Origin of the sequence: Bacillus methanolicus MGA3, from assembly GCF_000724485.1 — a bacterium.
Lineage (GTDB): Bacteria > Bacillota > Bacilli > Bacillales > Cytobacillaceae > Bacillus_Z > Bacillus_Z methanolicus_A.
Map to the genome: position 1 here is coordinate 1,641,545 of NZ_CP007739.1, position 21,926 is coordinate 1,663,470.

Annotated in this window: 22 protein-coding genes; 6 read left to right on the top strand and 16 right to left on the bottom strand. The window is 42.1% G+C overall.

What is annotated here, in order from left to right; all coding sequences use genetic code 11:
• Positions 1-24: 24 nt before the first annotated feature.
• The 12 genes from BMMGA3_RS07985 to BMMGA3_RS08040 all read right to left on the bottom strand — a co-directional run bounded on the left by BMMGA3_RS07985 (position 25) and on the right by BMMGA3_RS08040 (position 12,290).
• Entirely contained in the window at positions 25-657 is a 633-nt protein-coding gene (locus tag BMMGA3_RS07985; protein WP_004434043.1) for a nucleotidyltransferase family protein, read from the bottom strand.
• Between the two features lie 18 nt (positions 658-675).
• Complete coding sequence (locus BMMGA3_RS07990; RefSeq protein ID WP_004434046.1) at positions 676-1,725, bottom strand: XdhC family protein; 1,050 nt, start codon at positions 1,723-1,725, stop codon at positions 676-678.
• A 180-nt stretch (positions 1,726-1,905) separates the two neighbouring features.
• Complete coding sequence (locus BMMGA3_RS07995) at positions 1,906-2,679, bottom strand: cytochrome c oxidase assembly protein (protein WP_004434049.1); 774 nt, start codon at positions 2,677-2,679, stop codon at positions 1,906-1,908.
• A 37-nt stretch (positions 2,680-2,716) separates the two neighbouring features.
• Positions 2,717-3,841 carry a vWA domain-containing protein gene (locus tag BMMGA3_RS08000; RefSeq protein WP_004434052.1) on the bottom strand — a complete coding sequence of 375 codons (1,125 nt, stop codon included), beginning with the start codon at positions 3,839-3,841 and terminating at the stop codon, positions 2,717-2,719.
• On the bottom strand, positions 3,829-4,689 hold the full coding sequence (locus tag BMMGA3_RS08005) for an AAA family ATPase (RefSeq protein WP_004434054.1): 861 nt from the start codon (positions 4,687-4,689) through the stop codon (positions 3,829-3,831). Before BMMGA3_RS08005 ends, BMMGA3_RS08000 begins: the two co-directional genes overlap by 13 nt.
• A gap of 17 nt (positions 4,690-4,706) precedes the next feature.
• Positions 4,707-5,150 (bottom strand): SRPBCC family protein, encoded by a 444-nt coding sequence (locus tag BMMGA3_RS08010; protein WP_004434056.1) that lies wholly within the window; start codon positions 5,148-5,150, stop codon positions 4,707-4,709.
• Positions 5,151-5,273: 123 nt separating this feature from the next.
• Positions 5,274-6,281 carry an XdhC family protein gene (locus tag BMMGA3_RS08015; protein WP_004434059.1) on the bottom strand — a complete coding sequence of 336 codons (1,008 nt, stop codon included), beginning with the start codon at positions 6,279-6,281 and terminating at the stop codon, positions 5,274-5,276.
• Between the two features lie 76 nt (positions 6,282-6,357).
• The gene (locus BMMGA3_RS08020) at positions 6,358-8,709 is read right to left on the bottom strand and encodes an aerobic carbon-monoxide dehydrogenase large subunit (RefSeq protein WP_004434061.1); all 2,352 of its coding nucleotides are present in this window, start codon (positions 8,707-8,709) and stop codon (positions 6,358-6,360) included.
• Positions 8,690-9,205: a (2Fe-2S)-binding protein gene (locus BMMGA3_RS08025; RefSeq protein ID WP_004434063.1), complete on the bottom strand. Its 516-nt coding sequence runs from the start codon at positions 9,203-9,205 to the stop codon at positions 8,690-8,692. Before BMMGA3_RS08025 ends, BMMGA3_RS08020 begins: the two co-directional genes overlap by 20 nt.
• Positions 9,202-10,086, bottom strand: coding sequence for an FAD binding domain-containing protein (locus BMMGA3_RS08030; protein WP_004434066.1), 885 nt, complete (start codon positions 10,084-10,086; stop codon positions 9,202-9,204). The genes BMMGA3_RS08025 and BMMGA3_RS08030 overlap by 4 nt, the downstream gene beginning before the upstream one ends.
• Before the next feature lie 1,147 nt (positions 10,087-11,233).
• Positions 11,234-11,956: an LrgB family protein gene (locus BMMGA3_RS08035; RefSeq protein WP_004434068.1), complete on the bottom strand. Its 723-nt coding sequence runs from the start codon at positions 11,954-11,956 to the stop codon at positions 11,234-11,236.
• Positions 11,892-12,290, bottom strand: a complete 399-nt coding sequence (locus BMMGA3_RS08040) for a CidA/LrgA family protein (RefSeq protein ID WP_004434071.1) — start codon at positions 12,288-12,290, stop codon at positions 11,892-11,894. The genes BMMGA3_RS08035 and BMMGA3_RS08040 overlap by 65 nt, the downstream gene beginning before the upstream one ends.
• A 342-nt stretch (positions 12,291-12,632) precedes the next feature.
• Between BMMGA3_RS08040 and BMMGA3_RS08045 the strand changes: the two genes are divergently transcribed.
• Both BMMGA3_RS08045 and BMMGA3_RS08050 read left to right on the top strand, forming a co-directional pair.
• Complete coding sequence (locus BMMGA3_RS08045; protein WP_004434073.1) at positions 12,633-14,117, top strand: aldehyde dehydrogenase family protein; 1,485 nt, start codon at positions 12,633-12,635, stop codon at positions 14,115-14,117.
• A 190-nt stretch (positions 14,118-14,307) separates the two neighbouring features.
• Positions 14,308-14,907, top strand: coding sequence for an SCO family protein (locus BMMGA3_RS08050; RefSeq protein ID WP_004434076.1), 600 nt, complete (start codon positions 14,308-14,310; stop codon positions 14,905-14,907).
• A gap of 167 nt (positions 14,908-15,074) precedes the next feature.
• On the opposite strand, the gene BMMGA3_RS18375 is transcribed toward BMMGA3_RS08050, so the two are convergent.
• Positions 15,075-15,206, bottom strand: a complete 132-nt coding sequence (locus BMMGA3_RS18375; protein ID WP_004434079.1) for a hypothetical protein — start codon at positions 15,204-15,206, stop codon at positions 15,075-15,077.
• A gap of 317 nt (positions 15,207-15,523) precedes the next feature.
• Here BMMGA3_RS18375 and BMMGA3_RS08055 point away from each other — a divergent pair, with 317 nt between their 5' ends.
• Complete coding sequence (locus BMMGA3_RS08055; RefSeq protein ID WP_004434081.1) at positions 15,524-17,143, top strand: ABC-F family ATP-binding cassette domain-containing protein; 1,620 nt, start codon at positions 15,524-15,526, stop codon at positions 17,141-17,143.
• Positions 17,144-17,200: 57 nt separating this feature from the next.
• On the opposite strand, the gene BMMGA3_RS17285 is transcribed toward BMMGA3_RS08055, so the two are convergent.
• Complete coding sequence (locus tag BMMGA3_RS17285) at positions 17,201-17,332, bottom strand: YuzL family protein (RefSeq protein ID WP_004434084.1); 132 nt, start codon at positions 17,330-17,332, stop codon at positions 17,201-17,203.
• A 101-nt stretch (positions 17,333-17,433) separates the two neighbouring features.
• Between BMMGA3_RS17285 and BMMGA3_RS08060 the strand changes: the two genes are divergently transcribed.
• Together BMMGA3_RS08060 and modB are read left to right on the top strand one after the other, a co-directional pair.
• Complete coding sequence (locus BMMGA3_RS08060; RefSeq protein WP_004434087.1) at positions 17,434-17,676, top strand: YkuS family protein; 243 nt, start codon at positions 17,434-17,436, stop codon at positions 17,674-17,676.
• A 172-nt stretch (positions 17,677-17,848) separates the two neighbouring features.
• Positions 17,849-18,502, top strand: a complete 654-nt coding sequence (gene modB / locus BMMGA3_RS08065) for a molybdate ABC transporter permease subunit (RefSeq protein ID WP_004434090.1) — start codon at positions 17,849-17,851, stop codon at positions 18,500-18,502.
• Positions 18,503-18,622: 120 nt separating this feature from the next.
• Here the strand turns inward: modB and BMMGA3_RS08070 are convergent, their stop codons facing one another.
• A complete protein-coding gene (locus tag BMMGA3_RS08070; protein ID WP_004434093.1) occupies positions 18,623-19,810 on the bottom strand; it encodes a C40 family peptidase in 1,188 nt (395 codons plus the stop codon).
• Between the two features lie 313 nt (positions 19,811-20,123).
• Complete coding sequence (locus tag BMMGA3_RS08075; RefSeq protein WP_004434096.1) at positions 20,124-21,044, bottom strand: DMT family transporter; 921 nt, start codon at positions 21,042-21,044, stop codon at positions 20,124-20,126.
• 218 nt (positions 21,045-21,262) lie between these two features.
• On the opposite strand from BMMGA3_RS08075, the gene BMMGA3_RS08080 reads away from it, so the two are divergent.
• Entirely contained in the window at positions 21,263-21,715 is a 453-nt protein-coding gene (locus BMMGA3_RS08080) for a cupredoxin domain-containing protein (RefSeq protein WP_004434100.1), read from the top strand.
• Positions 21,716-21,926 lie beyond the last annotated feature (211 nt).

Sequence of the window (21,926 nt, forward strand, 5' to 3'; positions counted from 1 at the left end):
CTATAAAGATCTAAAGTATGGCACTTAGTTAGGGACTTGGTCTGTTGTATTTTTATCATTTTTTTCTTTACTGTAGATATTCCACTCTTCAGGTGTATCAATATCTACACCCCATAATGAATGATCAAAATCGACGTATTCTAATTCATCTAAATGTTGGCGTATGACCTGATTAGCACCCCTATCTCCTTCAATACGAAGCAACTCAGGGAAAATTTCTGCAGCAAATAATACTGGATGACCAGGAACAGATGCATAGCGAGGCCGGATAATTTTGATATTTTTAGATTTTGCCACATTATATACTTTTCGTAATCGATCAACCACCATAACAGGAATAAACGGTTGATCAGACAAAAAAACAAAAGAAGCCGGCACTTTATCCTTAATAGCTTTCACTCCTGCCTTTAACGAAGTAGACATACCATTAGCAAAATTTGGGTTATGAATTACCATTGCTGGTAAATCACGAATATACTCTTTGAGCAACTCGGTATGCTCGCCGCTCACAACGACTACAGGACGGAGTCCGGAGTGCACGGCTGTTTCAACAGAATATCGAAACAGGGGCTTCCCATGCAGGTTCAGAAATTGTTTCGGTTGCCCCATTCGTTTGGACATGCCGGCAGCTAAAATGATAGCACCAATGTCGTTCATATACTTTTCCCGCCTCTTTTAACTATGGATTTTTTCTTTACCATGCAGTGGCTGTCCAGGACGGGCAGAGCGCGCTGCGAGCAATTCGGACACGATAGATACTGCAACTTCTTCAATCGTTTCTGCACCCACATCCAGTCCAATTGGTGCCCGTATTGGACCGCTATTCATATCTGCACCAATATTCTGAAGCATTTCCCGCGTCCGTGATGAGGGACCAAGCACACCTACGTATTTAGGTCGTGCTTGAAGTGCGAGACGAAGAGCAGCTTCATCTCGAACTTGCAAGTGATTCATGATCAACCACCAACTCTCCGCGAGTTGTTCTGGATCGGCTTCATCGGGTTCAACTACCAAGTGTTTTGCTTTAGGAAAGCGTTTAACTCCATTAAACTCATTGCGTGGATCAAGTATGGTTACACGGAATCCACATTTAGCAGCGAGCTCCGCCACAGGTATGGCGTCGTGCCCTGCACCGCAGATAATCAATTGTTCATTTGGCCGCATCGTGTCGATATAAAAACGGCGACCGCCAACTACGGCTATCTCCGCCCTCGTTCGGTTCTCGATACGATTTATCAACTGCTGAACGACAAGATCAGGTAATTCATTTATATCCCCGACCATTGGATTTTTCCCGTCAAAAACGCAGCGGATCCCTGTTGGTAACTCGAGAACAAGAGAGATGGCACGATCTTGGGCGATAATCTTTCTCACTGATCGCCAGAACGGGTCTTCAGAACGAATGGGAAAGATGGCGACTTCCATCGTTCCTTTACATCCGATCCCGAGAGACCATAATTCATTTTCACTGAGATCGTAATTTACGAGTCGGGGTTCTCCTTCCTCTATTGCTTTTTCTGCCCATCCGTAAAGATCAGATTCAAGGCAGCCTCCACTGAGAGTCCCTAGCATATTTCCTGTTTCTGTCATCATCATTTTAGCACCGGGAAGGCGGTACGCAGAGCCTTGTACTTGAGTAATCGTCAAAAGAGCAGTCCTTTCTCCATCTAACCATGCTTGTTCAATACGAGCAAAAACCTCACGTGCTTCATCAATACGTGACACGCTTAACCTCTCCTTTGTTTTTTTAGAGATTAGCTTCTTATTACGGAATACATAATGTGGGATAGCTCTAACTAGTCTTCAACTAATCTTAAACACGGCAAAATTTCCCTTTAAAAACATAATTCCACACCGAGCCGAAAGCTGTATTAACTAAACCAAGGTTTCTTAATCCTTTAACCATCAACCTCTCATTAACCAGTAAGAAGCTAACTTATGCGAAATAATCATAATCATACCACCCAATCTCTGATCTCCAATTGTTGATAAAAAACTAAGCTTTATAAAATATGGTTTCATATTAATATTCGGCGAAATACATACACGTAATGTTTTGCTTAAAAAAATTGGGTCATTATAAACTTTATATAATCCTTTGTTCGCAATAATTAGAAATAAACAGGCCGGCATCAACAATAAAAGCATTTTATAAATATAATTACGTTTTAGTTTATTTGACTCCTTTTCGTAAGAAGATGCTGTCACTGGCCACCATACAAGAAAAGATAGCACTATTAAGAAGCCTTGCGAAAAATCATGCAAGGTTTTATCACTCATGACAGTGTTAAATACAACTGGAAAGTGGTAAAAGGTGAACAAAAAAGCAAATAAGCCTAAAATCGCACGGTGGTAAAACTTGCTGTTACGGAGCTTACCCAAAAACTGAAATCGAGGATGCACCTTAAATTCGGGTATTCCGGAAAGGATTAGCACAGGAATATAAAAACAAAGGAGACTCATTTGCAACATATGGACACTTAATAGAAGGTGACTATAGAAGTTTAATGCACTTCCAAAACAAAGATTAATCAAAACAAGTCCCAATAAAAAGCAAGTAATTTTTTTTACTATTAACCTATTTAATTGACGAACCTTTGCCAGCACCAATAAATATAAAATAAGAACGGGAAATGAAAGTAAAAAGATAGTTTTGTCTATATATTGTATTGAATCCAACTTCTTACCCTCCTAAATAAAGGTTTACATTGATGGCTTAGGGTGCTGCTGCTCGCAGCGCCCCGCTAAGTACTGCCTTTTTCCAAGTTGCTACATCATGGACATTGACGAATGCGTCAATGTAAGGCAATGCCATCGACATGCCCACAGAAGTTGGTTCATAGCCAGGTTCACCAAGTAGCGGATTCATCCACACCACCCGTCCAACCCGAGCAGCCAAGTCGCGCATGGAAGTATGCATTTGCTCAGGATTACCTGCATCAAATCCATCCGACATGATTATGACACACGTATGTCGTTGCAAAAGACTAGGATATCGATGAAGTAATTGTGCCAACGCGCCGCCAATCTGAGTTCCACCCCGTAATCCCGGTAAATCGCCATAAGGAATACCTTCCACCCCTTTTCGTGCAATAAGCGATGTCACCCGCAAAAGGCGTGTGGAAAAGAGAAAGATTTGCGTGCGTGCACGCACCCGTGTAAATGACCAAGCGAGAGATGTAATGAAAGGCGCATACGGTTTCATGGAACCGGAAATGTCAATAACTAGAACAATTCGCGGCTTGTCGGGTCGGCGTCGGCGCATTTTGAATTTAAACGGTTCTCCTGAATGGCGCAATGCACTCCTTATGGTTCGACGCAGGTCCATTTTCTCTCTCCCTCGTGACTGCCACTTGCGGCCGCGAGGTGCATCCATCGTACGTACTGCCAACTGGGTCAACTTAACAACATCTTTCAAAACTTGGCCGTCCGCCCGTAAAGCAAATCTCTCTCCATCACTTGAATGAAAACCGGCAAGTATACCCTGTACAGTCTCTAGCGTCGGGCGCTCTGCCTTTTCACCGGCAACGGTTCCGCCCAGCAAATCATCTGATTGCAGGCGTCGCTTCTCCTGCAAACGTGCTTCCCGTATGCCAAAATATTGCTCAAACAAAGTCGGAAAGATGCCCCATTCCGCCGGTGTCCTTGCATAGATTGAGCGAAAGGCAAAGCAAACCTCATCAATAGAGGTAAGGTTCAATTCAGTCAGTGCAGCAATTGCTGTCAATGTTTCGGGAACCCCTGCACGAAAACCATGATCTCGTAGCCAAGGCGCAAATTCGGTCACCTGCCTAACGATGCTGCCTGTCAAGCTGCCTATCGCAGCCGTCAGGTGTTCCATAGCAAATCGAATCCCCTTTCCCTTAGCAAGTCCATGTCTTCCTGCGTCTTCAACAAACATCCTAGGGTATGTCGAATCACTTCTTCGTTCAGCTCCTGTGCACCTAATTCCGTGAGCGCCTGTGCAAAATCTATCGATTCTGCTAATCCAGGCGGCTTGAGCAGCGACAACTTCCGCAGTCGTCGCACGCTAAACACGATTTGTTTCACAAGTTTAGGTGCGATCTGCGGCACATGCAGTGAGATGATAGCCGCCTCTTGCTCAAATGCCGGATAATCAACCCAAATGTACAGACAACGGCGTCGTAAGGCGTCCGACAAGTCACGCGTGCGATTTGACGTTAAAATAACTAAAGGTGGTTCAGAGGCTCGAAAAGTACCCATCTCGGGGATGGTGATTTGGAATTCTGACAGAAATTCCAACAATAATGCCTCGAATTCCTCGTCGGCGCGATCTACTTCGTCAATCAGTAGTACTGGCGCCGGTTTCTCACGCAGTGCACGTAAAAGCGGTCGTTCGATTAGAAACGCCTCACTGTAAAGTGCCTCTTGGTTTACTGTACCATCGGTAAAGGCCGTGCGTGCCGTCAGCAGCTGTTTTGGGTAATCCCAATCGTACAGTGCCTGACTTGCATCCAAACCTTCATAGCACTGCAGGCGGACAAGGTTCACGGAACGAACAGCAGCGAGTGCTTTCGCCAATGCCGTCTTTCCTACACCTGCAGGACCTTCTAAAAGTAGAGGACGGGCTAGCCGCTGTGCCAAGTGCACAACAGTTGCTAGCCCTTCTTCTACTACATAGTGAGAACGTTGAAATTCCTCTTGCAGCATGCGCACTTGCTCGTTCATTCAGTCAATCTTCCCTTCTACACAGCAGTGAATGCCTTCTCCAGATTTGCAAATACCTCCTGTATGATTTTTTTCGCCTGGTTATCAATCATGCGACCACCAAGTGCCGCGATAGGTCCGCTGATGGCTCCGTCACATTCCCATTTCAAGAGGGTACCACTGTCGATGTCGCTAAGGTTTACTACTGCTTTCATATCGACTCCGCTTCCCATTCCTCCACCCTTAATTGGTAGAGCCATCACAACTCCCGGTTCAACTGCGGATAATTCGCAATTGAGTTTGAATTTACCGCGAACAGGTCCTATGCCAACCCTTACAATAGCTTGAAAACGATTATCACCCTCTACGTTGAATTCAAGCAAGTCGGGAATACAAGGCCCAACTTTTTGTGGATTAGTTATAAACTCCCAGACTTCATCCCGCGGTAACTCGATCGTATATTCTCCTCCATATTTAAGCATTTATTTTCCTCCTCGAGTTAAAATATAGTAAATCAGTCTTCAGTCGTACGTTGATCAGCCTTTGAAAACTATAAGTATCTTTCAGTGCTACACCATGTTAACCAATTCAAATTCGTTTTTTTGTCATACGTGACTAAGAAAATTTTGTGGATTTTTAGCGAAGCGGTCTCGGCAGCCAGAACAGCAGAAGCCATAGGTAGTACCATCCAGTTCAAAACGAAATTGGGTCTTCTCCAAGTCTACAGTCATACCACATACCGGATCCACCACTTTTGGTGATACTGTGTCACGAACTTCATTTGCGAATAATGCTTCGGGTTTCGAAACCCCAACTTCTGGTAATCCTTCCCACTTCGCTTTCAAATTTCGGCGGCGGCGTTCTACGATTTGAGCAAGGATACTAAGGGCAATTTCTTGCGCTCCTACAGCACCAATATCTAACCCGGCAGGAGCATTAACAAAGTCTATAAATTCTTTTGGCGCCCCGGCCGCTTCCAATCCGCTGCGCACGGTCGTCCAACGCTTCGGACTGGTCACCAAACCCAAATACCTTAAAGGCCAATGGGAAAGTGCTAACAGGCCATCACTATCATACAACCCCATCGTAGCAACGACGCCATAAGCCGTCGTAAAGTTGAAAGCAGCAAGTTGATGGCATAATATCTTTAACGGATCTTTTGAACTGCTTCTTTCCGCTTCTTCCAGTGAGATCCGGCGCGGCATAAAAGCGAATCGGGGTGCCATTTCTTTAAGAGCATGCGCAATCGGGGAATCACCCACAATAATCAACAAAGGATCAACATTCTTCGGTTCTAAAAAAAGTTCAACTGTTCCTTCAGATGCACACGTCATTGAAAGAACTGTAATTCCTTCTTCCACGTCGGCCGGCGGCTGCGGGGATACAAGCAAAAGTTTTTTTTCTCCAGTGCGGAGACATTCCTGAGCTTGATCGATAATTAACTCCCGTGTACAATGTCCACCGACAAACCCTTTCATTTCTCCATCTGCTGTCACTATCGCTTTATCACCAACTGTCGCTGAACTCGGCCGAACACGGCGGACAACTGTCACCATGACATACGGTTCGACGCGTTCATCCATGTCCTTTGCCGTTTCCCACACAAGATCCATTTTGTATACCCCGGCGGCGTTAGCGCCACCGGGCTTTCCCCTCCTTAATCCATGTTAATCCTAGCTAGATACTGAATCATTCATTTATACCGTGCTCCCTCAAGATGTTCCATACCTTCCATGGAAAAATTGGCATGTCAATGTGCTCTACGCCTAGCGGCGACAGTGCATCCACCACTGCATTGACAAATGCGGCAGGAGAACCGACATTCGGCGACTCTCCAACACCTTTTGCGCCAATAGGATGATGTGGCGAAGGTGTCACCGTCCGATCAGTTTCCCAGTGTGGCGTGTCAAGGGACGTAGGGACTAAATAGTCCATCCAGTTTGGCGCCAGACAGTTGCCGTTCGAATCGTACGGAATTTCTTGCATGAACGCAATGGCATACCCTTCCGTGAGTCCTCCGTGTATTTGTCCATCGACGATCATCGGATTGATCACATTGCCGCAATCGTCAACGGCCAAAAAACGCCGCACTTTTACAGCACCGGTTCCCTTGTCGATATCGACAACCGCGATGTAGGCGCCGTGAGGGAAAGTGAGGTTCGGTGGATCGTAGTAGTAGGTCGCCTCCAAACCTGGCTCCATGCCTTCGGGAACGTTCGTGTATGCGGCAAAAGCCACATCTTTCATCGTCACCGATTTCCCCGGCAAACCTTTTACGGAAAAGGCAGTGCCGTCCCATATCACGTCGTCTTCACCGACCTCCAGCAGATGGGAGGCAATTTTGTGTGCCTTTTCACGAATCCTGCGTCCACAGAGAGCTGCTGCAGCACCTGCCGTCGGCGTAGAGCGGCTGGCGTACGTGCCTAATCCATAAGGGGCGGTATCGGTATCGCCTTCCTCAATCAACACGTCATCCACACTCAATCCGAGCTCTTCCGCGATAATTTGAGCGAATGTCGTCTCGTGTCCTTGACCTTGGTGCCGTACACCGAGCCGTGCGATCACCTTGCCGGTAGGATGGATACGAATCTCGGCGCTGTCGAACATCTTGATTCCAAGAATGTCGAATGTATTTTTTGGTCCTCCACCGACAATCTCTGTAAAAGTGGAGATGCCAATCCCCATGAATTCACCGCGGGCTCGTTTCTCTGCCTGTTCTTTGCGCAGTTCGTCATACCCAATCCGTTCCAGAGCAAGTTTCAATGTTTTTTCGTAGTCTCCGCTGTCGTACACCCATCCGGTCGGACAGTGATATGGAAACTGGTCTTTGCGAATGAAATTACGGAAACGGAGTTCTGCCGGATCTATCTTCAGTCTTTGCGCCAGTATGTCCATTGTCCGTTCAATTAGGTACGCTGCTTCTGTCACACGGAATGAACAGCGGTACGCAACACCACCGGGTGCTTTGTTGGTGTAAACGCCATCCACTTCGACGAACGCGGCCTTGAAATCATACGACCCTGTCACAATGTTGAACAGACCAGCCGGGAACTTGGTCGGATTGGCTGCAGCATCAAAGGCACCATGGTCGCCAATGGTTTTCACGCGCAGTCCCAACACTTTGCCATCCTCGCTCGCAGCAATTTCGCACGTCATGTGGTAGTCGCGAGCGAAAGAAGTGCTTGTGATATTTTCGGTTCGCGTTTCAATCCATTTAACAGGCACACCCAACTTCAACGAAGCGACAATCGCACAGACGTATCCCGGATAGACGCCCACTTTGTTCCCGAAACCGCCGCCAACATCAGGCGAAATAACTCGAATCTGATGTTCGGGAATACCACTTATCATAGCGGTCACAGTCCTGAGAACGTGGGGTGCTTGGGAAGTGACATAAAAAGTCAACCGGCCTGTCGCTGTATTGTGATCAGCAACACATCCACACGGCTCAAGCGGCGAAGGGTGAACACGCTGGAAGCGCACATCTTGCTTGACGACAACCGGCGCTTCGCGAAAGACGATCTCGGTTTCCTCTCGATCCCCCGACTCCCAGTGCCAGATGTGGTTCGACTTTTTCTCCCGATCTTCACGGAGAATAGGAGCATCCGGTTCAAGCGCTTTGAACGGATCTACTACGACCGGCAACGGGTCGTAATCGACTTCGATCAACTGCAAAGCATCTTCCGCTTGGGCGCGCGTCTCCGCGATGACGGCAGCGACTTCTTGGTACTGAAACAATACCTTGCCCACAGCCAGCACCATCTGTTTGTCGCCATTCAAAGTCGGCATCCATGCAAGGTTCATTTTGGCCAAATCCTCACCTGTGAGCACTAATTTGACGCCAGGTGCGGCCAAAGCAGCCGACGTATCAATTCTACGAATGCGAGCATGCGCGTACGGACTGCGTAAAATGCTCATATAGAGCATATTCGGCAGAATCACATCATCCACATAGCGGCCCTTTCCGCGAATAAACCGCGGATCTTCTTTGCGGATAATCGATTTGCCCATTGGGCGCAACTCATTCTGTTGAAGTGCCACTTGTGGCCACCTCCTCTAAAGGTTCTTGAGTTTCATCCGCCATTTTGCGGGCAGCGGACTGGACGGCCTTCACGATATTCATGTATCCTGTGCAACGGCAAATATTGCCTGAAAGGCCCTCGCGAATTTCCTCTTCGGTTGGCGCCGGATTGTCTTGCAACATTGCATAGGAAGCCATGAGCATACCTGGTGTACAGTAGCCGCACTGCAGCGCATGATCCTCCCAAAACGCTGTCTGCAACGGATGCATTTGACCGTTTTGATCAAGCCCTTCGACCGTCAACACCTCACGCCCATCCGCTTGTGCCGCTAGAACGGTGCACGATTTGACTGCTTTCCCGTCTAACAACACTGTGCAAGCACCGCAGCTGGTAGTATCGCACCCTACGTGCGTGCCCGTCAGCTTCAGTTCATCACGCAGGTAATAAACCAACAATGTACGTGGCTCAACATCTGATTCGTACAAATGCCCATTTACCTTGACACGGATCTTCATTGAACCTCCACCTTTCCATGCAACTCTTCCGCGATTTCGCGGAGTGCGCGTGCAGCAAACACACGTAAAAGATTCTTCTTATAGACCGCGCTGCCCCGTAAGTCATCAACGGGATCCGCATCTTCCGGCACAAGCTTTGATGCGTCCTCAATCGTCTTCGCTGTCAGACGTTGTCCGATAAGCGCCTCTTCAGCCTTGGCAGCCCGCAATGGGACCGGCCCGCAAGCGCAAATGCCGATGCCTGCCTCAAAAACACGGCCGTCACTGTCAACAGTGACCTGCACAGCCAGCCCTGCAATGGCAAAATCGCCGGCTTTACGTTTGAGTTTCATATAGCGGGCGGCCACAGGACTGGATGGAATCGGCAAGTGCACCGCGACGGCGAGTTCATTTTCATCCAGCGAGGTGGCAAATGTATCTACAAAAAACTCGTCAATGGGAATGAACCGATTTCCCTTTGGACCTCGGGCTTCCAGCATCGCATTTAAAGCAATCATCGCAGTCCCCCAGTCTGAGGCAGGGTCCGCATGAACTAGCGAACCGACTACTGTTCCGAGGTTGCGAATCAATGGATCGGCAACCCAGCGGGCGGTACGAGACAGAAGTGGAAATTGTTCACGAAGTTCTTTCGCATGCTCCAATTCGGCTTGGCGTGTCATTGCACCTATCCGCAATTTCCCGTTTACTTCACTCCATCCTTTAAGCTCATCGAGATTATTAATATCAATAATTACGGCGGGAGCTGCGATGCGTAACTTCATCATTGGCAACAAACTTTGGCCGCCCGCTAATATTTTGCCGTCGTATCCATACTCATCCATGAGGCGGATCGCTTCGTCGACAGATGTCGGTGCTTCATACTTGAAAGCATTGGGAAACATTCAGAAACCCCCTTTTGTCTAGCGGCGAGAGCATTGTGAACAATTCTACTCTGGATGCGGGCTTCTTATTTACCTCCATAGTGTTGGCCAGGCCTCACCAATCTCTCGCCTGCTTAAGCACTCGCTTAAATATTTGAACTATTACTTTTCCTTTCAGTTACAACCTCCGAGTAAAGATGTAATGTCCGGGTCATGGAAACAAAATAGAAGGAACCGGTAAACTGTTTCTTAGCCTTTTTGGTGCTTTATGTTTTTGGCAAAATTCTCCTTTGTTTATACGTGCTGACTTGAATTATGCGAATCGGTCATCACTCGTATTCTCTTTCAATCGGCCTGCTTACGAATGCGCTTTCAAATTACTTGAAGATATCCCATAAATGATGTGTTTCAAAGAAGGCGGTGATCCTTTGTTTATTCGTAGGTGTCCTAGAACTAAACTACATCTTGATAAGTACCTTCCACCAAGAACTAATGTTGTGTCTAAGTAAAGTTCACAAATGTCAATACCATTTACAATTTCTGTTCGCAGTAGCCCATTAAGGCCTTTCTTTCACGTTTGCATCAAACACTTGACCCAATGCGTCGTCATGAGATATTGAAAATTTGAACGACGAAATTGGGAGGAATGGATGCAAACTAGAAAACGGTTACAGCTTTAGGCGGAAGTAAATTGAATATGTTTTTGGTGCCAACAGCTTTAAAGCGAAATACAAAACTATTTACATCACATAACGTTTAATTAAAGTAGACATTTCAATCCAACCGTTCACCTCCTTTACGATGTCAAATTTTGTAGATCCACTGTGCTGGTGACATAGATTGTTCAGGACTTGCAAAAGAGATTGACATAAAAATCGAGAAAGGATCTGAGGAGCTTTGGGATTATTTTAGTACTAAAATTCATAATTGTCAATAATTTATGAAAAATCAGAAAAAGGTTGTCCTTTTCTGGTTTGTGTTGAAAAATTGTTGCTTTGTGGTTAATAAAAAGAGGCTTATTTTAAGCCTCTTTAATTCTAGATTTTTGTTTATGTTATTTAGCGGAATTGCTAAAATGATTGTGAAATAATTAAATTATGCTCCCCATTTCTCCTCCAAATGCTCAAGTTTCTTGTCTATAAAAAAAGGTTCCTCTCACCAACGTTTTCTAAAGAAGATATGGAAGCAAAAACGGAATTAATACTGATGTTATAATACCGGTAAGGCCCATTGCCACTCCGGCAACAGCTCCTTGCATCTCACCTTCACGAGCAATTTCCGCTGTTCCGATCCCGTGGGCAACCGTACCAATCGAAAGCCCCCTTGCAATGGGATGGGTTACGTGTAGTTTGTTCAAGAGCCACGGTCCGAACATAGCTCCGATCATTCCAGTAATCATGACAAATGCAGCAACTAGAATCCCATCAGCCCGAATTATTTTTGCAACTTCAGATGCAAACGCGATTGTGATCGATTTAATACTTATGGATGAAGCCATAGAAGTTAAATGGAACAACTTAGCCAGCAAAAGTGCAGATGTGATTGTAGAAAACGTTCCGACAAATATTCCGGCAATTGCTGGAATGAAATATTTAACTAATATGCCGCGATGCTTATATAGCGGAACAGCTAATGCAATCGTTGCTGGGCCTAATAAATACGTTAAAATTTCTTTGGCTGTTCCATATTCCTTATAAGAAATATTTGAAACCATTAAAACAATAATAATGACAAAAGTGCTTAAGAACACTGGTGTTGTAAAAGGAGAAGGATATTTTGCCGCTGCCTTTCTTGATAATAAATAGACTCCTATGGTTAGAAAAATATTATAAATTGTGACGCCGATATTCAGTTTGAACCCCTTCTTTCCTTTTAAGAAGTGTTTGAACAACTAATCCAGAACAAGCCATTCCAATAAACGCACTTGCAATTAATATAATCAATAAAGCCGGTCCCTTACTTAAAAAAACTTGGCCGAGGGTCATTAATCCAACCGAAATAGGGATAAAAAAGAATCCAAGATGTTTAATAAGGAAGCTGGAAACTTCTTCAATCCAATCTATACGTATTATGCCTGCAGTTAATAGGATAAAGAGCAATATCATCCCAATTACATTTCCGGGTATAGGCAAATGAAAAAATTCCACGATAAAAGATCCCGCATAATTAAGTGCTATAAACACTAATAGCTGAATCATGAATTTTAGAAATACAATTATTTTCAATTGTGAAACTCCTCATATATGTTTTAATTTCCTATAATACTCCAAAATTTATTAAATATTTGATTCGTTTTATATGTTTAATTATATAACTGAAAAATGAATAATCAATTATTCTGGCGCAGTTCCGCCCCTTTTCTACAGAATATATTGAGTCCAATTTTTAATCTTTGTCGAAAAATATTGTTAAAAATTTTCGAAATATTTTTTTGATTAATAGTTGATTAGTAGATTTCTATAGTGATAATATTACATTATTACTTTGTAAGCGTTATCAGTATTACGTTTCAGCTTCACAGCCAAGACTTATTTGTCTTTACCACAATATTATTAAGGAGGAGTTCCATGAGTCATTTAACCGTCGAATTAAGAGAAAAGGTCGAGAAATTTCTTTCAGGCAAGAAAAAATTGTACATTAATGGACAATTTGTAGAAAGTACTTCGAAGAAGACGTTCGACACTTACAATCCTGCTACTGGGGAAGTTTTGGCATCTGTTTTTGAAGCAGGACCGGAAGATATTGACCTTGCTGTTAAAGCAGCACGTAAAGCTTTTGATGAAGGTCCTTGGTCCAAAATGAGTGCAGCTGAACGAAGCAGATTAATGTACAAATTAGCGGATCTTATGGAAGAAAATAAAGATGAATTGGCACAATTGGAAACTCTAGATAATGGAAAGCCAATCAGGGAAACGACAGCTGCAGATGTTCCACTTGTGATTGAACATATGAGGTATTATGCGGGCTGGTCAACAAAAATTGTCGGACAAACGATACCTGTAAACGGACCATTTTTTAACTATACCCGACATGAAGCTGTTGGAGTTGTCGGCCAGATTATTCCATGGAACTTCCCTCTCCTAATGGCATTGTGGAAGCTTGGTGCCGCTTTAGCAACAGGTTGTACCGTGGTTCTAAAACCTGCTGAACAAACACCGCTTTCTGCTCTATATCTTGCTGAGCTGATTGAGAAAGCAGGCTTTCCGAAAGGGGTTGTCAATATTGTTCCTGGATTTGGAGAGACAGCCGGACAGCCGCTTGTCGATCATCCTCTTGTTGATAAGATTGCTTTCACCGGTTCAACAGAAGTTGGGAAACGGATTATGGAACGGGCTTCGAAAACGTTAAAACGTGTAACATTGGAGCTGGGAGGAAAATCTCCTAACATCATTCTCCCTGATGCAGATTTAACAAAAGCAATTCCTGGAGCATTAAACGGCGTCATGTTCAACCAGGGGCAAGTTTGCTGCGCAGGATCACGGGTATTTATTCAAAAGAAACAATTTGATAATGTGATAGCTGATATGGTTGATCATGCGAAGAAGATAAAGCAAGGATCGGGACTGCATCCTGATACAGAAATCGGTCCTTTAGTCTCAACTGAACAGCAAAACCGTGTCCTAGGCTATATTGAAAAAGGGTTAAGTGAAGGAGCCGAACTACTAACCGGTGGTACAAAGCCGACTGAACAAGGTTACTTTGTTTCCCCTACTATTTTTGCAGATGTTCGTGATGATATGACTATTGCAAAAGAAGAAATATTCGGTCCGGTAATTGCGGCATTGCCATACGAAGATTTAGATGAATTAATCGCCCGCGCAAATAATAGCCGGTATGGTCTTGCTGCTGGTGTTTGGACAAAAGACGTCTCAAAAGCTCACTACATTGCAAGCAACCTCCGCGCCGGAACAGTTTGGGTAAACTGTTACAATGTATTTGATGCAGCTTCTCCATTTGGCGGTTACAAACAATCCGGTATTGGACGCGAAATGGGTTCATATGCATTAAACAATTATACGGAAGTTAAGAGTGTTTGGATTTCTTTAAACTAATAGTTTGTTTTTTAGTCCGGAGAGTTAATCTCTGGGCTTTTTTGTGTTTATGTTTTCTTTTTTGGAAAGCCTGATTGTAAGTAATGTTCACATATTGTCCATAGGATTTTACAAACAAATTATTTATCTTTAATGTGTAAAAAGTTTGTTGACGAAAATTACTTTCCTGCGACTTAAGGAGTGACAAAAAATGAAAAAATTGTATATCATAAGTACATTGCTTATTGTTATTGGTATTGCTGCAGGCATATCTTATTTTATACTTCGAGATGTAAATGCGAAAATACCTGATAATATTTCTTTAATGACGATGAATAAAAAAGAATATACGTTTGGTAAAGCCAATAAAAAATTGAAATTAGTTGAATTTATGTATACACATTGCCCCGATGTTTGTCCGACTACGACGCAAAAAATGAATTTATTAAAGAAAGACCTTCAAAAGGCAGGTGTATATGGAAAGGACATCCAATTTATAACGATTACATTTGATCCTTACCGCGACACGCCTGAAGTATTAAGAAAGTATATGAAAACGTTTGGAATTGAAAATGACGGAAATTGGATTTTTCTAACGGCGAATCCGAAAAACTTTGAAAAAGATCGGCAAGAAATTAAAAAAATTGCAGATACTTTCCAATTTCAATACCGTGATCCAGGAAACGGATTTTACGTACATTCTGCCTTCACTTATTTATTAGATGAAAATAATAAATTCATAAAAAAATTCCCAATGGGAGAAGATTTTAATAAAGATGAAGTTTTTAAGAAAATTATGAAGGAAATTTAATTGCATAACAAAAAAGCGGCTGTCTCTAAAGGGTCTGACCCCATGTGTATTATCAATATATAGCACATTTATCCAACATTATGTCCTATATATTGTGATATGGGGTCTGACCCTCAGGTTTTTGAGACGGCCGCTTTTTTTATTAAGGTCCCTTCATGTCTACTTTTTTAATTCACGGTTGTGGATTGTTTGTTATTATTTTTCAAGGAAAAAAATTCAGATTTTGGTTTTGTGAAGCTTACATTAATGCCGGACTTTCTTAAACGATTGACAAACTCAATGAGTTGTTTTGTTGCCATTTTAAAAACTCCTTTTTAAGAGCGGATTTATACCTTAATACTACAAAGCGAATATGAACAAACTATGAAAAAATTGATAAAAATATTTGAATTATTTCTCATACCCTTTCTATTATGGCGCTAAAACTAATGATTGACCATTACTATTTTTCGTAAAGTTTGGTTTTAACACCTTTTTATTCTCAATTAATCCATTCGCTGTTGATGTTTAAAATCCTGTTTTTCCCCTAAAATATCTTTCGTCAATTTTCTTAAACATTTCCTCCTTCTCTCTTTCAATGGTATAATTCTAGAAATTGTATTGGAGGATTTAAAACATGATTACAGTTAATAACATTAGTTTACGTTATGGGGATCGAAAGTTATTTGAAGACGTCAATATAAAGTTCACTCCTGGAAACTGTTATGGTCTCATTGGTGCTAATGGTGCCGGTAAATCAACGTTTTTAAAAATTCTTTCTGGAGAAATTGAACCGCAAACAGGAAGCGTTCATTTAGGGCCCGGAGAACGCCTTGCTGTACTTAAGCAGAATCATTTTGAATATGAGGCTGTTGAAGTGTTAAAAGTCGTGATCATGGGCCATGGCCGCTTGTGGGAAGTGATGCAGGAAAAGGACGCAATTTACATGAAAGCCGATTTTACCGATGAAGACGGGATGAAAGCAGCTGAACTTGAAGGTGAGTTTGCTGAATTAAACGGTTGGGAAGCTGAATCAGAGGCTGCTATTCTTCTAAAGGGATTAGGCATCACTGAAGAACTTCATAACAAAAAAATGGCTGATTTAAGCGGCAGTGAAAAAGTTAAGGTCTTGCTTGCTCAGGCATTATTCGGAAAACCGGATGTTCTCCTATTGGATGAGCCGACAAACCATTTAGATATTAAAGCGATACAATGGCTGGAAGAGTTCTTAATCAACTTTGAAAATACGGTCATCGTTGTCTCCCACGATCGTCATTTCTTAAATAAAGTATGTACACACATTGCTGATTTAGATTTTGGAAAAATACAGATTTATGTTGGAAACTACGATTTCTGGTATGAATCAAGCCAACTGGCTTTAAAAATAGCACAAGATGCAAACAGAAAAAAAGAAGAAAAAATCAAAGAGCTTCAAAACTTCATTGCCCGATTTAGTGCAAATGCTTCAAAATCCAAACAAGCGACTTCTCGTAAAAAATTGTTGGAAAAAATTACACTTGAAGATATCAAACCTTCCTCACGGCGTTATCCATATGTCGCTTTTACACCAGATCGAGAAATTGGAAATGACCTTTTGCGGGTTGAAGGACTGACAAAAACAATTGACGGTGTAAAAGTATTAAATCATTTAAGTTTTGTCATGAATAAAGATGATAAAATTGCCCTTGTTGGAAAAAATGAGATCGCCAAAACAACGCTGTTTAAAATTTTAATGGGTGAAATGGAAGCGGACAGCGGAAATTTTAAATGGGGTGTTACAACATCTCAAGCTTATTTTCCAAAAGACAATTCCACATACTTTGAAAAAAGTGATCTTAATCTAGTAGACTGGCTTCGCCAATTCTCTCCGAAAGATGACAGTGAAAGCTTTTTAAGAGGATTTCTTGGCAGAATGCTTTTCTCAGGGGAAGAAGTGTTAAAAAAAGCTAGCGTTCTATCAGGAGGAGAAAAAGTCCGCTGCATGCTTGCAAAAATGATGCTAAGCGGAGCAAACGTATTATTGCTTGATGAACCGACTAACCATCTTGATCTTGAATCCATTACGGCTTTAAATAACGGTTTGATCAATTATAAAGGTTCGGTTATTTTCTCTTCTCACGATCATCAGTTTATTCAAACGATTGCGAACCGAATAATTGAAATCACACCAAATGGAATCATTGATAAACAGATGACTTATGATGAATACCTTGAAAATACTGAGCTGCAAAAACAAGTAGCAGAAATGTACCAATAGCTTATTCCTGGGGAAGCTATACATGGCTTCCCCATTTGATTGATTATAAAAGGATTCTTAAGACCGCTTTTGTTTTCGGCGTGATGAAGAGGCTTGCCGGTTACCAGTTTCTGTAGTTGTTGTCCCTTGTCCTTCAACATGTGACGAACTTAGTCCTGTCTTGGATGGATCTTGTTTTCGTTTTGACACTGTAAACACCTCCACGATTACTTTTTGCAAATTACCGGACTATTTATTCAGCATATTTTGAGAAAAGTTAGAGATGCTATTTTATGGAGGAGGTGTTTTTTGTGGCGAAAATTGGAGTTGAACAATCTTTAACCAACGTTTCCGAAGCCCTTCGACAAAGAGGACATGATGTAGTTGAATTAAAGCAGGAGTCGGATGCAAAGGACTGCTCTTTCTGCGTGGTTTCCGGCCTTGATTCAAATGTTATGGGCATGCAGGATACTTTTACAAATGCCTCTGTGATCCTTGCAAATGGGCTGTCTGCTGATGAAATTTGCCAGCAAGTTGAAGAAAAGCTTCGTTAATCATCATGAAGACTAAAGAGATTTTTCTTCTTTAGTCTTTTTGCTTTTATCATTATTTACAGCTGAATGATGGCATGATTTACGCTATAATACGTATGAACCTTGAATTGATCGATCGTTCTTTTAGTTCCGATATTATAATAGAGGAAATACGTATTGGAATGATGAATGAATGAACATTGAATTTTGGAAGCCTTTATCGCTCTCATTGCAGGTTGCCGGCATTTCTACGCTTATTGTTTTAATCATTGGGATATTAATTGCTAAACTTATGTCAAAAAGGCAGTTTCGCGGAAAAGTGTTCGTTGAAACAGCATTATTGCTCCCTTTAGTATTGCCGCCGACTGTTATTGGATTTTTATTAATTATCATATTCGGAAATAACAGCTTTCTAGGGAAGATTATTGAATCTGTTTTCCGACAGTCCATCATGTTTACCCCGTTGGCAGCGGTTATTGCTTCAACTGTCGTCGCCTTTCCGCTTATGTACCAATCGGCAAAAACAGGATTCCAGTTGGTTGATTCTGGTGTAGAAGATGCGGCACGAATTGATGGTGCTAATGAATGGAAAGTTTTCTTATTTGTTACTCTTCCCCTTTCTTTTCGGGCAATTCTTACAGGTGGTATTTTAAGCTTTGCTAGGGCACTCGGAGAATTTGGAGCTACATTAATGTTTGCCGGAAATATTCCAGGAAAGACACAGACGGCATCTACCGCCATTTATGTAGCTTTTGACTCGGGAAATATGGAGATGGCTTGGTTGTTAGTTGGGGCACTAATTGTCATATCTTTTTTCATGTTATTATGTACCGCATTTTTAAAATAGATGAAATGAGCCATGGTTTCTTATTCCATGGCTATTGCTTTAACTGAAAATAATTTTGAAGTTGAATAAAAGTTTTAACTGCAGACTCCTCCGCAACTTCATCCAGAACAAATTGAGATATTAATAATATCTTTTCGCACCGAGATATCGATCGCTCCAATATTTGCTCGTTAAATTGCTGATGGTAACTCCCGTGGAACTTCCGCAATGAATGAATTGATTTTTTCCTATGTAAATCCCTGCATGAGACGCTCCTGGCCGGTATGTTTCGAAAAAGACAAGGTCGCCGACTGACGGCTTGTCCACTTGTTTTCCGGCGTTCCATATTAATGCGACTGTGCGCGGTAAATAAATACTTTGTTTTTCAAATACATAAACAAGAAATCCGCTGCAGTCAAATCCTTTTTCAGGAGTCGTTCCTCCCCATTGGTATCGTGTTCCAAGCAGTTCCGCCGCATCTCCAATTAGATTCATTACGTTAAATTCTTTTTTCTTCTGGGAAGGTTTTGAATGCAATAATTGCGTATAAGTAGAGAAATCAACCGTACCGGTCACCGGAAGTTTCTTGGCCTTTTGGAACTTTTTCACCGCTTCATAGGTGGCCATGCCAAAATATCCCGTAATGGACGGGTATGTAAAATATCCGAGCTCTTTCAACTTCGCTTGAATCTTTTTGACTTCTTCACCAGTTGAACCGATTGTTAAGCGCATCGCTGGTTGCGTCGGTTCAGCTTTATTATTGTTTGGTGTAGTTTTTCCGTTTTGGTTCAGTACTTCTTTCAGCTTATTCAGCGTTTTTTGTCCTGCTACTCCATCTGCCGTCAACCCATAATCTTGTTGGAATTTTCGAACCGCATTGGCCGTAATCGTTCCATAGTAGTTGGTGATGGACGGATATGTGAAATATCCAAGCGACTTTAATTGTGATTGTAATTGGCTGACTTCCTTACCGCGTGATCCAATTTTTAATGTAATTTTGGCAGCTGGCTGTGCAGCTGTTGACTTTTGAGGAACCCCCGTTAATCTTTCATAGGTTTTCCGGTCAAACACACCTGTTTGTGGCAAACCAACAGCTGATTGAAAGTTTTTCACGGCCCTTTCCGTGATGGAACCATAATAGCCTGTAACTGTTTGGTAGGTAAAGTAGCCTTTATTAATTAAAAATTGTTGAAGCTGTTTCACATCATCGTTTTTCATCCCGATTTTTAAATCTGAGTCTCCCAGTGCCGCATCACTAATGGATGGCAGCACGAAAAGCGCCGATGCAAACGTGGATCCGATGATGATCTTTTTCACTGGATCTTTCACCGTTTTTCCCCCTCTATCTATGTCAACGAGAAGTTTATACTATGAATCAGGCAAAAAAAGACACTACTATTCTTTACATCGGATTGACCGTTCTTTTCTTTAGACAATACGGGTAATTTTCTGTGGAAATGTGGAAAAGGGGCGGAGCTTCGCTAACAAATGCCAACTTATCTTTTGCTAGATACATAGCACATAAAAAACAGCCTATTTATAGGAATTGCTTCCTAAAAAAAGGCTGCTTTCTGATTTTATAGGAATAGACAGCGAATTAACAATTTACGAATTCGAAAAACTTCAGGGAGTGCTTTGTACATTATTTCCCCAGCACTTTTGAACGCTGAGATGGCACCCCGCTATCATCCAGAAAACCGCTGCCTAAAATGACACCAATCACGATTAATATAAACCCCATAATTTGTGAAAGAGAAATAGATTCTCCTAAAAAGAAATAAGCCCCTAGTAATGAAAACAGCGGATTTAAATTAATGAAAATCGCCGATTCCGCTGCACCAATTTGTTTAATTGCTCTGTTGTATAACATATGACCAAGTGCAGTGGCAAATACAGCTGAAGCAAGGAAGATCATCCATAGATATATCGTACCGTTTGCCAGGCTTGATAAGCCGTCCGGTTCCATCCACAAACTAATAAAAAATAACAGCAAAGAACCGAACAACAACATCCACCCTGTCATGACCTTCGAATCCATCGTATCCGTTGCTTTTTTAATTATAATAAAACTAATTGCTTGAGATAATACGGACAAAAAGATATAAAAATCGCCGATCGACACATGGTGAATGCCGGTTTTGCCATTTAACACTACAAACATTACGCCGGTAAACCCGAGTAATATCCCGACAAACCTGAACACTGTAAACCGATTACCTAAAAAGACTACCGCTAACACCGATGTCACTAACGGTACAAGAGCTAAAATTAAACCAGCATTGGATGCTGTTGTTTTTGTTAAGCCGACCGCAAGAAAAAGGTGGTGTGCAACGACGCTAAATAAAGCTGCCGTGCCAATGTATATGACTTCTTTCCGGGTTAATTTCCGCAACTGACCGGTGAAAAATAAAATTAGAATCACTACGATCCCTGCAGTAAGAATTCTAAACGAAGTTAATGTCACTGGCGAAAAATGTTCAACTAAAATTTTGAGGGCAATCACGTTTAGTCCCCAAATCATCATGATTACAATTAATGATAAATAAATGAAAGATCTAGACATCTCCATGACTCCCTTCGCTTAGAAAAGTAAAACAACAAAAAAGCAGCTGTGCCCTTAGTTGGGACAGCATTGCTATTTGCCGAAACATCTCTTTAACAATTTGAATAAACTGGGGATTTCCCAACACATGAAATATTAAAATTATAAATGAAAACAGACAAGTTTTAAAGCCTCATCGGCATATGCTTGTAATGGACAAGTGATTGGAGGTGAAAAAATTGCAATTTATTGTGCTAAAAAAAGGGCCATTAATGTTATTTCTTTTATTGGTGATCACAGTTTCCGCAGCTGCTGTCTGGTTTTTTGGAACATCAGGCTCGTTACCTGCAGCAAGCAGGCAAGCAGAGGAACAAATTAGAGAAATTCAAATGGTTACTGGTGAATTTTCAGCGAAAACAAGCGATGGGAAAGAAATAGAAGCATATCGCTGGGATCCAGGCACCGTGTTTGTTAATAAAGGAGAAAAAGTCCGCCTTACCATTTTGGGTGTAAACGGAAAAGAACATCCTTTTATTATCGAAGGCACTAACATAAAAGGAGTTGTCAAACAAGGGGAGGAAACGACCGTGCCTCTGCAATTTGATAAAAAAGGAATATACCGGCTTATTTGCCAAATGCATTCAAACAAAGATCATTTTGGTCCAATGATTGCATACATTGTGGTAGATTAGTGGCAAAGAAAAAAGGCTGATTTAAAAGGGTCTGACCCTTTGCTTTTGATTCAGCCTCTTTTGTTCTTAATGTTTTCATAGTTTTATTTAGCCAAACGATCCTACACAATGGAACCGGTAATTAATGGTGTAAATAGAATGGATTCATTTAATGAAAAATCTTTGATCGTGCAATGATCTTTAAGAATCGAGATTTTATATAACAGATTAC